The following is a 14837-nucleotide window of genomic DNA, read 5'->3' as shown; positions in this document are numbered from 1 at the left end:
CACCCTGGCGGTCTGCGGCTTGGACAGAGGCGGCGCCTCACTCCGATCACCATCACCGCAATGCAGCGCCCGCGGGCCGCCCACTATTCGATGCGCGCGCCCGAAATCTCGACTAGACGCTGCCAGCGCGGCGTCTCGGTCTGGATCATCGCCGCTGCGGCGGCTGGACTGTCGCTGAGCACCACGGTGTAGCCGAGCGGGCGCAGCCGCTCGACGAATTCGCGCTGGCGGGCGACGGCCTGCACCGCGTCGAACAGGCGCTGAACGATGGGTGCGGGGGTGCCGCCGGCGACCGAGACCACATTCCAGTTGACCAGCGCATGATCGCCCAGGCCCAGATCGGCGAAGGACTTCATGCCGGGGATATTGGGCAGGATCGGCAGCGGGTCGGCCGAGGAGACGGCGAGGGCCTTGAACTTGCCGCCTTCCACATGCGGCATCAGCGCCGGCATGACGTCGAACATCATGTCGATGGTGCCGGCGAGCAGGTCATTGATGGCAGGCCCGCCGCCGCGATAGGGCACGTGCAGGATCTTGGCATCGGCGAAGCGGTTGATCGCCGCGATGTTGAGATGCGATGAGGTGCCCGAGCCCGAGGAGCCCATGCGCACCTGTTCAGGATGCGCGCGCGACCATTGGATCAAGGCGCGGAAATCGGTCCAGCCATTGCGCTGTGCCGTCTCGGCATTCACCACGCAGAGCAGGGCACCGTCGGTCAGCTGGGTGATCGGCGTCAGGTCGCGCCGGACATCGAAGGGCATGCGCGCATGCATGAAGGGCGCGGCGCACCAGGTGGTGGCGCTGAGCAGGCCCATCGTGCCGCCATCGTTGTCGGATTTGGCGATGGCGTCCGCGCCGATCAGCCCACCGGCGCCGGCGCGGTTTTCCACGACGACGGTCTGGCCAAGACCCGGGCCAAGGCGTTCCGCGAACAGGCGCGAGGTGATGTCCACCGCGCCGCCGGGCGGGAAGGGCACGATGACGCGGGCGGTGCGGCCGCCGGCGACCGGCTGGGCACGCAGAATGCCAGGTGCGGCAATCAGGCCGACAGAGCCCAGAAGCAGCAGGCGTCGGTTCAGGACGGGGGCGATCGGCATGGCAATGTCTCCGGCAGTGCGTCTGCGCCGGAGCGTGCCGTGTCGGTGCGGTTGGGGGAAGGGCCGACGGCGCATGGGCCGCAGCGAGGCGATGCGTCCCTCCGGGCGCGCCTCGTCATTCGGTGCAGCGCGCGTCCAAGCGGATCCATCCGACCACATGGCGATGCTTGCCGAATGACTGCTGCAACAAGCGGCCTGAACGCATGCGAACGCGGCATGGTTCAGCAAACGGGCGCCGACAGACACTCCTTCAACGGCAGCGACAATTCCCACCGACATCCGACCGCAGGTTCTGCCGCACCCAGGCGACGCCATCCGGCTGGGAGTCGAAGGACGGGCCGATGATGCAGATCTTGGAGTGACCACGGCCGCTCTGCATCTGCGACAGTGTCGCGCGCTCGACCATGATGCGGTTGTTGACGCAGTAGACGACGGCGGGGGTTTTCTGGGCGATGGCGGCGGGGGCCAGGATGGCAGGCCGGATCACCCCCGGGCCAGCGCATCCCTGGCGGCCGCGATGGCGTTGTGCGCTGCCGGTGTCAGGTCGTAGAGGACCAGCTCCTCGTGTCGTGCCCAGGCGACCTCGCTGACATCGTCCCCGGCGCGGGCCTCACCGGAGATCCAGGCGGCGGCGAAGTCGATGATGGTATAGTGATACAGGGCGCGTCCTTCGTCATCATGGCTGATGGCATCAACGACGATGGCCAGCGCCAGGGGACCGACCTCGATCCCGGCTTCCTCGAACAACTCGCGCCGCGCGGCCGCTTCGGCGGTTTCGCCGACATGCTGTGCGCCGCCGGGGATGGACCAGCTGCCCATGCGCGGCGGCTTGCCGCGACGCACCAGCAGCACCTGTTCGTCACGGAACACGATGCAGCCGATGCCGACCCAAGGGCGGTCGGGATACTCGCGCCCGGTCACTGCGGACGCGGCGGTGCCTCGCCGGCCGGTGCCGTGGCCGGAGCGTCAGGCGCGGCGGGAGGGGCCGTGGCTGGGGTATCCGGCGCGGCGGCGGGTGCGTCCTCGGCCGGTGTGGTGGGTTCCTCCTGCCGGCGCAGATCGGCGATCAGCGGCACGAAGGATTTCTCCTTCCATGGCCCGACCTGATAGGCCCAGCCGCGCCAGCGCGCATTGAGCCGCGCGGCCTCGTCATCGCCCTCGGCTGCCAGGGTCACCCAGATCGCCTCGCCATCCTTGCGGGGGCGCACGACGACGGCGAGGTTGTCGGTCAGTACGAAGCGGCTGTCGCCGAGCGCCTCGCCCGGGATTTCGGTTTCCGGCTTGACGTCGAGGAATGTCAGGAATTCGAAGGCGCGGCCAACCTCGTCGAGATTGGTCTCGTCGGCGGGCGGCGCATCGGCGGGTTCGGTGACCTGCAATTTGCCGTCCGGTCCCTCGGCGCGGGTCAGCACCAGCGGCGGCTGGCCCGTGCGGTTGATGGCGACGCGGCGGACGCGCTCGCGCGGCAGGTTGGCAATGTCGCGGTCGAGCCACAGCTGCGGGTCGGAATCGACGGGAATGCGGCCTTCGGCAAGCCAGGCCTGGTTCTCGCCCGGGCGACGCACGAAGGCACTTTCCGGCACATTGCCTTGGGTACGCACGCGGCGGCGGCCGATCACCAGTTCGGCGATGACCCCGCCCTGCGCATCCAGCACGCGCAGCAGCGTGGCGGTGGAGCCTTCCTTCGTCGGGTCATCGAGGCCAAGCCGGTCCAGCATGTCCGGATTGGCGGTGCGTGGTTCGGTCAGGCGCAGTTCAGTCAGGCCGACCAGCAGTTCCCGCACCTTCTCCTGGCGCACCGGATAGCCACCCTTGGCGGGCAGCACCCAGGTCTCGCCGCGGCGGGTGATCTCAAGTGTGCCGTCATGGCGGGTGGCGACGATCTTGGCCGCCGATTGCAGCCGCTGGGCGAGGCCCGGGAAGGCCAGTGCCGCACCGGCCGGCGTGGGGGCGGGCGCCGGGCCGGGGTTCAGCACCAGCGCGCCACCGACGGCGACGATGGCGGCGCCGCTGAGCACCAGAAGGGTACGACGTTGCATCGGTCGTTTCCCCCTCAGGCCCGGGCCGCGCCGCGCCGGCGCGCGCGCATCACGCCGAGGCCAATGGCGAAGACGGCGAGCAGCAGCGGCACCGCGGCGATGTTGATGATGCGCATCCACACCTCCATCCCCTCGATGTCGCGGCGTAGGTCGAGTTGCACAGCGCGCAGCTGCTGGCGGGTCTGCAGGATCTGCGCGCGGGCTGCGTCGATCTCGGCGCGCTGTTCCGGCGTGATGACCGCGCCACCCTGGCCGCGATCGCCGCCCTGGCCCTGGCGGAGTTCGCGCAGACGGCGTTCGGTCTGCTGCAGGCGTTCAGTCAACTCCCGCTCGGTCTGGCGGAAGCGGGCATCGGCGTCGCGGCGGATGTCGTCCACCACGATGAAGGGGCGCTGCGATTCGCCGCGCGAGCGCAGCGAGATCAGCGCATCGCCACCCGCGAAGGTATCGACCAGGTTCGCCACCAGCGAGCCGTTGTCGCTGAACGGCGTGGCGACGGACTGGCCGAAGAAGTCCTGGGTACGAACCCAGAAGCGGTCCTCCAGCACGTCGGCATCGGCGAAGACGACGAAATTGGCCGGGCCGGTGCTGCGCGCCCGGTGCGCCGGGAAATCGGCCGGGCGTTCGGTGCCTTCGGGCGGCGGCGGCGGGCCGTCGGGGAAGGCGGAGGTCAACTCACCGCGCACGCGCGCGGCGATGGTCCGGCGCAGGTGCTCGGGGCGGAACTCGGCGAGGATGCGGGCGGGGTCGGGGTTGTCCTTCACCCGCTCGACATTGGCGAGCATGCTGCGCTCGCTGCTGGTCAGCAGCGGGGTGAATTCGATGGCGGCGCCGTCGCGCTGGCGCAGGTGGCCGGCCGAGGCGACCGTCACCTGGTTGAGCTGCGCGGTGGCCACTTCCTGGTTGTTGATCGAATCGCCCTGCATGTTGAACCAGGCGAGGTAGTCCACTGCCTGCACGCGGTCATTCGGATTGGCGCGCACCCGCCAGGCGCCGCGCAGGTCGAGCACCACAGCCTCATTCGGCGCATCGATGCCCCAGGCGTTCAACAGGCGGTTCAACTCGGATGCGGTGCTGGCAGGCGGCCGCCCGCCGGGGCCGGGGCGTCCGGCCTGGCCCTCGGAATGCGGATCGACGAAGACGATCAGCTTGCCGCCGCGCATGACGAACTGGTCGATGGCGTATTGCGTGGCGTCCGACAGGCCCTGCGGATGTACCACCATCAGCACCTGGACATCATCGGCGATGCGCTGCGCATCGAGCGGCACGTCCTGCACCGTGTAGAACTGGCGCAGCGTCTGCATCACCGCGAAGGGCTGCGGTGCCGGGCCGCCGCGCATCATCATCATCATGCGCGGGTCGCCGTTCATCGGCAGGGTGGACATCACCCCCACCACCGGGCGGCGCGGGGACGACAATTCATAGACGAGCCGGGTCAGGTCGAATTCCAGGAAGCGTTCGCGCTCCGGCTGGAAGAACGGGATCGAACGTTCGTCATCCAGCAGGTTGCTGCCGGCGAGGCCGAAATAGATCTGCTCGCCGGACTGGTCGACCGGCACGCCCTGCATGCCGAGTGCGAGTGCGCGATCCTCGGTTTCCGAGAAGGGTTCGGGGTCAAAGACTTCAAGCCGGACCTTGCCGCCGGAGACAGCGACGTATTCCTCGAGCATGGCGCGCACGCGCTCGGCATAGGAGCCATAGGCCGGCACCGCCGCACCCAGGCGCCGCGAGTAGAACAGCCGCAGCGTGACCGGTTCCTGCAACCCGCGCAGCACGGACACCGTACCGCCGGACAGCGTGTAGAGCTGCTGCTGGGTGAGATCGACACGCGCTCGCGGCGCGAGGCGATCGACCAGCATGTTGACGCCGATCGCCAGCGTGGCGGCGGCGGCGAGGCCGAGGGCCGAGGACCAGATGCGCCGCGTCCCGGCGCGGGCAGGGGAGGAGGTGCCGCTCATCTCGGTCAATCCGCCTTCCGGTGGTCAATGACCACGGCATTCACGAACAGGAAGAAGCCCATGAAGGACCCGAAGAACACCACGTCGCGCAGCGCGATCACGCCGCGCGTCAGGCTGTTGAAGCGCTCGGTGATGGACACGCCGCGCGCCACTTCGGCCAGCACCGGCATTCGCTGGGACAGGAATTCGGTGATCACGGGACTGCCGGCCGCGGTGAAGACGAAGCAGACAGCAACGGCGAGAACGAAGGCGACGACCTGATTCTTGGTCATCGCCGACATCGCCGCGCCCACCGCCAGGAAGGCACCCGCGACCAGCAGGCAACCGGCGTAGCCCGCGGCAATCACGCCATTGTCCGGATTGCCGAGGTAGTTGACCGTCAGCACGAGCGGAAAGGTCAGCAGCAGCGCGATCGCGCAGAAGGCCCAGGCGGCAAGGAACTTGCCGACCACCGCCTGCCATTGCGGCAGCGGCAGCGTCAGCAGCAATTCGATGGTCCCCAGCCGCCGTTCCTCCGCCCAAAGCCGCATGGTCAGGGCGGGAACCAGGAACAGGAACAGCCAGGGCACGAAGGTGAAGAAGGGCGACAGGTCAGCCTGCCCGCGGGCGAAGAAGCCACCCAGGGTGAAGGTCAAGGCGCCCGACATCATCAGGAAAATCACGATGAAGACATAGGCGACGGGCGTTGCGAAATACCCGGCGAGCTCGCGTCGCGCGACGATCAGCGCGCCCATCAGGCGGCGTCCTGCGGCATGGTCATGGTCCGGAACACCTGTTCGAGGGTCTGTCCCGGCGGGGTCAGCGAGGCCGGCGTGCCATCGGCGAGAACCGTACCGCGGGCGATGATGATGGCACGCGTGCAGACCGCTTCCACTTCCTCGAGGATATGGGTCGAGATCAGGATCGCCTTCTGCGGCGCCATGCGGCGGATCAGTTCCCTGACCTCGTGCTTCTGATTGGGGTCGAGACCATCGGTCGGTTCGTCCAGCACCAGCACGGGCGGGTCGTGCAGCAGCGCCTGCGCCAGGCCGACGCGGCGCTTGAAGCCCTTGGACAATGTCTCGATCGGCTGGAGCTGCACGCCTTCCAGTTCGGTCAGCTCCATCGCATCCTCGACCCGCTCGGCCGCCTCGATGCCGCGAAAGCCGCGGATGCGGGCACAGAAGGTCAGGAAGGCGGTGACGGTCATTTCGGGGTAGGTCGGGGCGCCCTCGGGCAGGTAGCCCAGGCTACGCTTGGCGGCGACCGGGGCATCCACGACATCCTGGCCGCAGATGCGGGCGGTGCCGGCGGTGGGCGTCACGAATCCGGCCAGCATCTTCATGGTGGTGGATTTGCCGGCGCCATTGGGCCCGAGGAAGCCCACGACTTCGCCGCGATCGACCGAGAACGATACGTCGTCCACGGCCATGAAGGCGCCAAAGCGCTTGGTCAGGCGCTCGATCTCGATCAAGGCGGGCAAGGCCGGACTCCCTTAAGCGTCACCAATCCGGAAGGATGCCCCGGCGGGCGGCGGGCGATTTGACCCGTGCGGTGGCGGGATGCAAGCCCCCGGCCGGTGACGAGCTGTAACCCTACCCGGCGTCGAGCGGGGCCATGGACAGGTCGTGGCCGAAGATCGCCAGCAGCAGGCGGGCGGCCTGGCCGCGCGGTGTGGTCAGCGCCGGGTCGCGTTGCAACAGCACTTCCGCGTCGTCATGGGCGATGTCGACCAGCCGGGCGTACTCCTCCGGTTCCTCCCGCGGGTCGAGCAGGCGCGCCCCGGGCATGCCCGCCTGCCGCGCGCCAAGGGCATCCCCGCCGCCGCGCGCGCGCAGATCCTCCTCGGCGATCACAAAGCCGTCGTCGGAGTCGCGCAGCACCATCAGGCGCTGCTTCTCGCCGTAAGTGAGTCCGGGCGAATGGACCAGCAGGCAGGATGACGGTTTCGACCCCCGCCCGACCCGCCCGCGCAATTGGTGCAGAGCCGCGAGGCCGAAGCGTTCGGCCTGTTCGATCAGCATGATGGTGGCTTCGGGGACATCGACACCGACCTCGATGACCGTGGTGGCGACCAGGATCTTCGTCCGTCCGGCGGAGAAATCGGCCAGCGATGCCTCACGCACGGCAATGTCCTGCAACCCGTGCGCCAAGCCAACCAGGCTGGGAAAGCGTTCGTTCAATTCGGCGAAACGATCCTCGGCGGCGACGGAATCATCGCGTTCGGACCCGGTGATGGCGCGCACCACCCAATAGGCGCGCTCGCCCCGGCCGATCGCCTCGCCCAGTCGGTCGACGATCTCCGGCAGCCGGTCCTGGCTGACGACGCGGGTGGCGATGGGCTGGCGGCCGGGGGGCTTCCCGGCCAGGCGGCTGACCGCCATCTCGCCCCATTGGGTCAGCAGCAGGGTGCGCGGGATGGGTGTCGCGGTCATCACCAGCATGTCCACCGCCTCGCCCTTCTCGGCGAGCATCAAGCGCTGGGCGACGCCGAAGCGGTGCTGTTCATCCACCACGGCCAGGGCGAGGTCGCGGAAGGCCACGCCTTCCTGGAACAGCGCATGGGTGCCGAGCACCAGCGGGATGCTGCCATCCTGCAAGCCTTTCAGGACACGCTTGCGTTCCTTGCCCTTCACGCTGCCGGTCAGCAGCGCGACTTCGACCCCCGCGGCGAGGCACAGCGGCAGGAAGGTCCGAAGGTGCTGGCGGGCAAGCAGTTCCGTCGGCGCCATCAACGCGGCCTGCGCACCTGCCTCGGCCGCGCGCAGCATGGCCATCACCGCGACCAGCGTCTTGCCCGAGCCGACATCCCCCTGCAGCAGGCGCAGCATGCGACGCGGGGCGGTCAGGTCGGCGTCGATCTCGGCGATCGCCTGTCGTTGCGCCTCGGTGGGCGGAAAGCCAAAGGCGGCAAGCGCCCGGCCGCGCAGGGCCTCGCCAGGCGGCAATGGCCGCCCGGGGCGTTCGCGCGACCGCCGGCGCACCAGGCCGAGCGCGACCTGGCCGGACAGCAACTCGTCATAGGCAAGCCGACGGCGCGGGGCGATGCCGGGGTCCTGGGCGGGCGCCTGGATGGCATGCAAGGCGTGGTTGAAGCCCGGCCAGCCCTCCCGTCGCAGCAGGGGGACGTCCTGCCATTCCGGCAGGTCGGGCACCAGCGCCAGGGCGGCAGCCATCGCCCGCGTCACCTGCGGCAGACCGAGCGCGCCGGTCAGCGGCCAGACCGGCTGGACCGTCGGGATGCCGTCCTCCTTTGCCGAAACCTGGGGATTCACGATGACCCAATCGTCGCCTTCCTCCTTCAGGGTGCCGGCGAACCACCGCGTGGCGTCGACCGGCAGGGCCTTTTCCGCCCAGGGTTTCTGCCAATTCATCATGAAGGCGGTGATGGCTTCGCCGCCCGCCTCGCAGCGGACGCGGACATAGGGGCGGCCCTGTGCCGACCGGCCGGATTTATGCGACCCGATGACGACAGGCATCAGCGCCTCGGAGTCGGGCAACGCCTGGGAGGGGCGTTCGATACGGCGGCGGGTCAGATAGCGCTCGGGCAGGTGCAGCAGCAGGTCGATCACGCGCGATCCGTCCGCAGCCTTGGCGATCAGCCTGGCCTCGGCTTCCTTCACGCCCTTCAGCCCGGCGATTGGCGCGAACAGAGGCGCCAGCGCATCGCCGGCCGCAATGCTGCCAGGGCGCAAAGTTGCATCTGGTCGGGCTGACACGATTCCCATCGCCCTCTATATGGCAGGGCGGAGCCCATGCCCGAACCCCAGGACCTCGCCCCCCGCCGCCGCCGTCTCGTCTACCGGGCGCTGCACCGCGGCACGAAGGAAGCCGATCTCATGATCGGCGGCTTCGTCGCGCGCAACATCGCTGTATTCACCGAGGCCGAGCTGGATGATATCGAGGCGGTGCTGGAGCACTGGGATGTGGACCTGGCCGATTGGTTGTCCGGGCGCCGCGCCATCCCGCCGCAGGCCGATACGCCCATGATGCGCCGCATGGCGGCCGAATGTGGGCAGACTGGCGCGGGCGTGCCGCCAGGGGCGGAACGGTGAGGACCGTCACGGTCCACGGTGCCCCCGAAGGCTTCGACGCCCTTCTCCTCTGCCGCCGCCGGGCGGAAACCGACACCCCGGTCGTCCATATCTGCCGCGACGATGCCCGCATGGCCCGCATGGCCGATGCGATCGGCTTCTTCGCCCCCGAGGTCGAGCTGTTGCGATTCCCGGCCTGGGATTGCCTGCCCTATGACCGCGTCTCGCCGAATCCCGAGATCGTTGCCGAACGCGTCGCCACGCTGACGCGGTTGTTGGAGAAGCCGGCGCGCCCGCGAATCCTGCTGACCACGGTGAATGCCGCCGCCCAGAAAGTGCCGCCGCCGGCGACCTTCGAAGGCGCGACCATGACCCTGAAGAAGGGTGGGCGCGTGGCGCCGGAAGTCCTGACCGCCTTCCTGGAATCGAACGGCTACCACCGCACCGGCACTGTGATGGAACATGGTGAATACGCCGTGCGGGGCGGCATCGTGGACCTGTTTCCGGCCGGCGAATCGGATCCCGTTCGTCTCGACCTGTTTGGCGACGAGATCGAGGATCTGCGGCGCTTCGATACAGCGACGCAGCGCAGCGGCAAGGGGGTGCCCGAACTGCGCCTGCGCCCGGTCGGCGAGGTGTTCCTCGACGAGAATTCCCGTGCCCGGTTCCGGTCCGCCTATCGCGACCTGTTCGGCGCGGCGGCGGCGGAAGACCCGCTCTATGTCTCGGTCAGCGCCGGACGCAAGCACCCGGGCATGGAGCACTGGGCCGGGCTGTTCCATGAGGGCATGGCGACACTGATCGACTACCTGCCCGGCGCTTCCGTCAGCCTGGACCACCAGGCTGGGGACGTCGCGACGGCGCGTTTCGAAATGGTGGCCGACCACTACCAGGCCCGCCGCGTGCCGGTGCGCGTGGCGGAAGGCGAAGTGCCCTATCGCCCTGCGCCGCCGGACACGCTGCATCTGGACCGCGAGGGCTGGAACGAGATGCTGTCGGGCGGCCCGGTGCTGCTGTTCAGCCCCTTTGCCGGCGGTGCCGAGGGCGGGCAGGGGGTCGAGGCGGGCGGCCGTCCCGGTCCGCTGCTGACCGATGCGCGCGCGGCGGGAGAGAACGTCTTCACCGCCTATGCCGGGCTGGTGGGCGCGCATCTGAAGGCGAAGCGCCGGCCCTTGCTCGCGGCCTGGACCAAGGGGTCGCGCGAACGGCTCGCCAACCTTATGCGAGAGAACGGCATCGCCGCCGTGGCCGCCGAGGATTGGAAGGCGGCGCGCGCGCTGCCGGATGGCGTCGTCGCCCTGGTGGTGATGGGCCTCGAACGCGGCTTCGTCGCTGATGGCATTGCCGTTACTGCCGAACAGGACATCCTGGGCGAGCGCATCGCCCGCCCGCCGCGCCGCCGGCGCCGCGCCGACCAGTTCATCGCCGACGCCACCGAGATTGCGGATGGCGACCTTGTCGTCCATCAGGACCACGGCATCGGGCGGTATGAGGGCCTGACCACCATCGAGGTTTCCGGAGCCCCGCATGACTGCCTGCGACTGACCTATGATGGCGGCGACCGGCTTTTCGTGCCGGTCGAAAACATCGAGATCCTGTCGCGCTTCGGCACCGAAACGGCGGGCGTGGCGCTCGACAAGCTGGGCGGCGTGTCCTGGCAGAACCGCAAGGCCAAGGCAAAGTCCCGCATCCGCGACATGGCGGGCGAACTGATCCGCACCGCCGCCCTGCGGCGGATGAAGGACGGCACGCTGGCGACCCCGCCCGAGGGGTTGTGGGACGAATTCTGCGCCCGCTTCCCCTTCGCCGAGACCGAGGACCAGTCCCGCGCCATCGCCGATGTGCTGGAGGACCTGTCCGCCGGCCGGCCCATGGATCGCCTGATCTGCGGCGATGTCGGCTTCGGCAAGACCGAGGTGGCGCTGCGCGCCGCCTTCGTCAGCGCGATGTCCGGGTCGCAGGTCGCGGTCGTGGTGCCGACCACGCTGCTGGCGCGCCAACATGCGCGCACCTTCAGCGCGCGCTTCGAGGGCTTCCCCATCCGCGTCGCGCAGCTGTCGCGCATGGTCACGGCCAAGGAAGCGGCCGAGGTGCGCGCCGGCCTCAAGGATGGCACCGTCAACATCGTCGTCGGCACCCATGCGCTGCTGGCGAAGGGCATCGAGTTCGACAATCTCGGCCTGGTGATCGTCGATGAGGAGCAGCATTTCGGCGTCAAGCACAAGGAAGCGCTGAAATCGCTCAAGGCCGATGTGCATGTCCTGACGCTGACCGCGACCCCCATCCCGCGCACGCTGCAGCTGGCGCTGACCGGTGTGCGGGAGATGAGCGTGATCGCCACGCCGCCGGTCGATCGCCTCGCCGTGCGCACCTTCATCATGCCCTGGGACCCGGTGGTGCTGCGCGAGGCTGTGCAACGCGAGCGCTTCCGCGGTGGCCAGATCTTCTGCGTCGTGCCGCGCATCGAGGACATGGCGAAGGTCGCCGAACGCCTCACCGAGATCGTGCCGGAAGCGCGCGTGGTTCAGGCCCATGGCCGGCTCAGCCCGACCGAACTCGAACGCATCATGACCGAGTTCGGCGACGGCAAGCACGACATCCTGCTGGCGACCAACATCGTCGAGAGCGGGCTCGACATGCCGGCGGTGAACACGCTGCTGATCCATCGCGCCGACATGTTCGGCCTCGCACAACTGTATCAGCTGCGCGGGCGGGTCGGGCGCGGCAAGCTGCGCGGCTATGCATACCTGACCTGGCCGCAGTCGCATCGCCTCTCGCCGGCGGCGGAAAAGCGGCTGGAGGTGATGCAGACGCTCGACAATCTCGGCGCCGGCTTCACCCTGGCTTCCCACGACCTCGACATCCGCGGTGCGGGCAACCTGCTCGGTGAAGAACAGTCCGGCCAGATACGCGAGGTCGGCATCGAGTTGTACCAGCAGATGCTCGAGGAGGCCGTCGCCGACATCAAGGCCGGGCAGGGCAAGGGCGGCGATTCGGAACGCGACTGGACGCCGCAGATCAATCTCGGCCTGCCGGTGCTGATCCCGGAGACCTATGTCGCCGACCTGCCGGTGCGCCTTGGCCTCTATCGCCGCATCGGCTCGCTCGCCTCCGATGGCGAGACGGATGCGATGGGCGCCGAACTCGCCGACCGTTTCGGCCCGGTGCCGCCGGAGGTCGAGAACCTTCTCCAGGTCGTCGCCATCAAGCGGCTATGCCGCGAGGCGGGGGTGGAGAAGCTCGATGCCGGGCCGAAGGGCGTCGTACTGTCCTTCCGCGGCAATCGCTTCGCCGACCCGGCCGGCATGGTCGGCTGGGTAACGGCGCAGAAGGGCCAGGTGAAGCTGCGCCCGGACCATAAAATGGCGCTGCTGCGGGAGATGGACCTGCCGCAGCGGGTCAAAGCGGCCCGCGACCTGCTGACCGCGCTCGCCAAGCTGGTGCGGCGCGCCCGAGCGGCCTGAACCGAGGGTGGTTGCAAGCCGGCGGTCCTGGACGTAATCGGAACGTGATCCGACCAAGGTGCCTCTACATGACCGTTGTGTTTTCCCGGCCTGCGCGTCTGGCCTCCCTGGCGGCCGCGGCACTGATGCTCGCTGCCGGTGGCCCGCCGCCTGAGCGCGTCACGACGCCGCGCCAGCAGGCCCTGCCGGCGGCTGAGAGCGCGCCAGCCGTGGCGCCGGTCTCAGAGCCCGCGCCGGTGCCGGGGCCGCTCAGCGCGCCGGCCGCCGCCGTGGCGGCGATCACGGCGACGGACCTCGCGAACCTCACGCCCGCCAACCGCGCGCGCGCTTTGGCCGATGCGCGGCCCTGGTCAGGGACGCTCTTCGTTGGCTCCTCGGTGGCGGATGGCTATTTGCGCGAACTCATCATCGAGCCATGGACCGGCTCATGGGGTGACGACACGCTGGTCGGCGGCGCCGTGCAGTACCGTCTCGGCCGCTTCTGGCGGTTCTTCACGGTCGATCTGGAATTAGGCAGCCAATACCGCTTCGGCCAGACCGAGGGCGGCGAATTCTGGGCCGTCGCCTATCTCCGTTATGACGGCTTCCCCTGGTCGAACTACATTTACACGACCTTGGGCCTGTCAATGGGCCCCGACTTCGTGACTAGGCTGCCGCAGGTCGAGCGCGGCACGGATGCGCGGCCCGAACAGAACCAGTCGGCCTTCCTCAACTACTTCTCGCCGGAAATCACCTTCGCCCTGCCGGAGCACCCGCAGTACGAGGTGGCGCTGCGCTACATGCATCGCAGCGGCATGTTCGGCCTGTACAATGGCGTGTGGGAAGGCGCGAACAGCTTCGCCGTGGGCTTCCGCTACCGCTTCTGATCGCTCCGGCCGCGCTCGCCGCGGTCGTAGGCGCCCGCGACAGCTGGCGTTGCCTGTTGTCGCACCTCACGCCAGCGGCGCGGCGCGTGCCTGGCTGCGCGCCAGGATCGCCGCGTTGGCGGCCATGGTGCATCCGGAACCGCTCGCGCACTGACCCGCGACCCGAAGGCGCATCTCTGGTCGGTTCCACCCTGAATATCCTGCTGCAGCCGCCGGGAGCGTGACCGCCGCAGTTGCGCGGGCACCGAAGGTCTGACTCACGTGATCGGGCGAGAGGTTCAAGCGTGACGGCTGAACGAAGGTGAACGCATCACGCTCCCGTTCTGGCCAAGGCGATGCGTCCACTGGCGAGGCTAGCACGCCAAGCCCGCTGATATACGGGCCGACACATAATTCATGAGATCGAGGGGAATGGTGGGCGCACGTGGGATCGAACCACGGACCTCCTGCGTGTCAAGCAGGCGCTCATACCACTGAGCTATGCGCCCCCGTCCTGGCCGGGGTCGCCCTCTTAGACGCGGTCGGCGGACCGCGCAAGGCCCCTGCCGGATTCGATCACGCTTCGACCAGCGCGACGTCGAGCAGACGTTCCAGCACCTCGGGTTCCTGGGCGCCGGCAATGGCGTGGCGGCCGGCGACGACGAAGCACGGCACACCGTTGATGCCGAGGCGATGTGCGCGGAGATTCTCCGCATGCACGGCATCGGAATCGGCGCCGGATTCGAGGAAGCGGATCACCGACATGGATTCGAGTCCGACGCGCGTCGCCAGCTTGGTCAGCGTCTCCAGATGGCCGAGATCCGCACCCTCGGCGAAGTGGCCGTGGAACAGCGCGTCGACCATGGCGTCGCCGAGACCCTCGCGCACGGCGAAACGCACCAGGCGATGCGCGTCGAGGCTGGAGGGCATGCGGCGGATGTGGTCGAAGCGGAAGGGCACGCCCTCCGCGAGCCCCAGTTCGGCGATCGTCGCGTGCAGGCGCCGGGCCCGCTCCTCGCCGCCGAACTTGCGCGTGAGGAATTCCTGGCGCGGCAGCCCCGCCGATGGAATGTCGGGGTTCAGCAGGAAGGGCCGCCACACGATGTCGACCAGGATGTCGGGGCGTGCCCGAAGCGCTCGCCTCAGCCGCCGCGTGCCGAGATAGCACCAAGGACAGACCAGGTCGAAGACGACCTCGACCTGCAGCCTCGCGCGAGGGGGGACGAGAAGGTTCACCAGGCTATCCTAGAGCAGCCCTCGCCACGGTGGAACCTTCGCGGGCCAAGCCATTCTGTCATTTCGTCTTTTGCGGGGAGGGTGGCGGCGCCCAGGTCGGCGGGCGCCCACCCCGGGGGCTCCATGCCACTGGGCCGGCGTGCCGGAACGGCGTGGTCCGGCCGCGCGCGATCCACCGGAACGCT

At 69.0% G+C, this 14837-nt stretch carries 12 protein-coding genes and 1 tRNA gene; 3 read left to right on the top strand and 10 right to left on the bottom strand.

The annotated features are described in order from the left end of the window. Window positions 1-83: 83 nt before the first annotated feature. The 8 genes from AAFN86_RS07170 to recG form a co-directional block, all read right to left on the bottom strand. A complete protein-coding gene (locus tag AAFN86_RS07170; protein WP_347542589.1) occupies window positions 84-1097 on the bottom strand; it encodes a tripartite tricarboxylate transporter substrate binding protein in 1014 nt (337 codons plus the stop codon). A 250-nt stretch (window positions 1098-1347) separates the two neighbouring features. Then, window positions 1348-1584, bottom strand: coding sequence for a hypothetical protein (locus AAFN86_RS07165; protein WP_347542587.1), 237 nt, complete (start codon window positions 1582-1584; stop codon window positions 1348-1350). After that, a complete protein-coding gene (locus tag AAFN86_RS07160) occupies window positions 1581-2018 on the bottom strand; it encodes an NUDIX hydrolase (protein WP_347542586.1) in 438 nt (145 codons plus the stop codon). The genes AAFN86_RS07165 and AAFN86_RS07160 overlap by 4 nt, the downstream gene beginning before the upstream one ends. Continuing rightward, entirely contained in the window at window positions 2015-3136 is a 1122-nt protein-coding gene (locus AAFN86_RS07155; protein WP_347542585.1) for a DUF4340 domain-containing protein, read from the bottom strand. The genes AAFN86_RS07160 and AAFN86_RS07155 overlap by 4 nt, the downstream gene beginning before the upstream one ends. A 14-nt stretch (window positions 3137-3150) precedes the next feature. Further along, entirely contained in the window at window positions 3151-5094 is a 1944-nt protein-coding gene (locus AAFN86_RS07150) for a GldG family protein (RefSeq protein ID WP_347542584.1), read from the bottom strand. Between the two features lie 5 nt (window positions 5095-5099). Further along, window positions 5100-5828 (bottom strand): ABC transporter permease subunit, encoded by a 729-nt coding sequence (locus tag AAFN86_RS07145; RefSeq protein ID WP_347542583.1) that lies wholly within the window; start codon window positions 5826-5828, stop codon window positions 5100-5102. Beyond that, window positions 5828-6556: an ABC transporter ATP-binding protein gene (locus tag AAFN86_RS07140; protein WP_347542582.1), complete on the bottom strand. Its 729-nt coding sequence runs from the start codon at window positions 6554-6556 to the stop codon at window positions 5828-5830. Before AAFN86_RS07140 ends, AAFN86_RS07145 begins: the two co-directional genes overlap by 1 nt. Before the next feature lie 112 nt (window positions 6557-6668). Continuing rightward, the gene (recG, locus tag AAFN86_RS07135) at window positions 6669-8801 is read right to left on the bottom strand and encodes an ATP-dependent DNA helicase RecG (RefSeq protein WP_347542581.1); all 2133 of its coding nucleotides are present in this window, start codon (window positions 8799-8801) and stop codon (window positions 6669-6671) included. A gap of 27 nt (window positions 8802-8828) precedes the next feature. Here recG and AAFN86_RS07130 point away from each other — a divergent pair, with 27 nt between their 5' ends. From AAFN86_RS07130 to AAFN86_RS07120, 3 genes are all read left to right on the top strand, one after another. After that, window positions 8829-9128, top strand: coding sequence for a succinate dehydrogenase assembly factor 2 (locus tag AAFN86_RS07130; RefSeq protein WP_347542580.1), 300 nt, complete (start codon window positions 8829-8831; stop codon window positions 9126-9128). Then, on the top strand, window positions 9083-12571 hold the full coding sequence (mfd, locus tag AAFN86_RS07125) for a transcription-repair coupling factor (RefSeq protein WP_347542579.1): 3489 nt from the start codon (window positions 9083-9085) through the stop codon (window positions 12569-12571). The genes AAFN86_RS07130 and mfd overlap by 46 nt, the downstream gene beginning before the upstream one ends. Window positions 12572-12639: 68 nt before the next feature. Continuing rightward, window positions 12640-13437, top strand: a complete 798-nt coding sequence (locus AAFN86_RS07120) for a hypothetical protein (RefSeq protein WP_347542578.1) — start codon at window positions 12640-12642, stop codon at window positions 13435-13437. Between the two features lie 412 nt (window positions 13438-13849). Here AAFN86_RS07120 and AAFN86_RS07115 read toward each other — a convergent pair. Both AAFN86_RS07115 and AAFN86_RS07110 read right to left on the bottom strand, forming a co-directional pair. After that, window positions 13850-13925: transfer RNA gene (locus tag AAFN86_RS07115), tRNA-Val, on the bottom strand. A gap of 67 nt (window positions 13926-13992) precedes the next feature. Beyond that, window positions 13993-14652, bottom strand: coding sequence for a DsbA family oxidoreductase (locus AAFN86_RS07110; protein WP_347542577.1), 660 nt, complete (start codon window positions 14650-14652; stop codon window positions 13993-13995). Between the last annotated feature and the right edge of the window lie 185 nt (window positions 14653-14837).

Origin of the sequence: Roseomonas sp. CAU 1739, assembly GCF_039839775.1 — a bacterium.
Taxonomy (GTDB): domain Bacteria; phylum Pseudomonadota; class Alphaproteobacteria; order Acetobacterales; family Acetobacteraceae; genus Neoroseomonas.
This window is presented reverse-complemented; position numbering and strand designations above follow the sequence as displayed.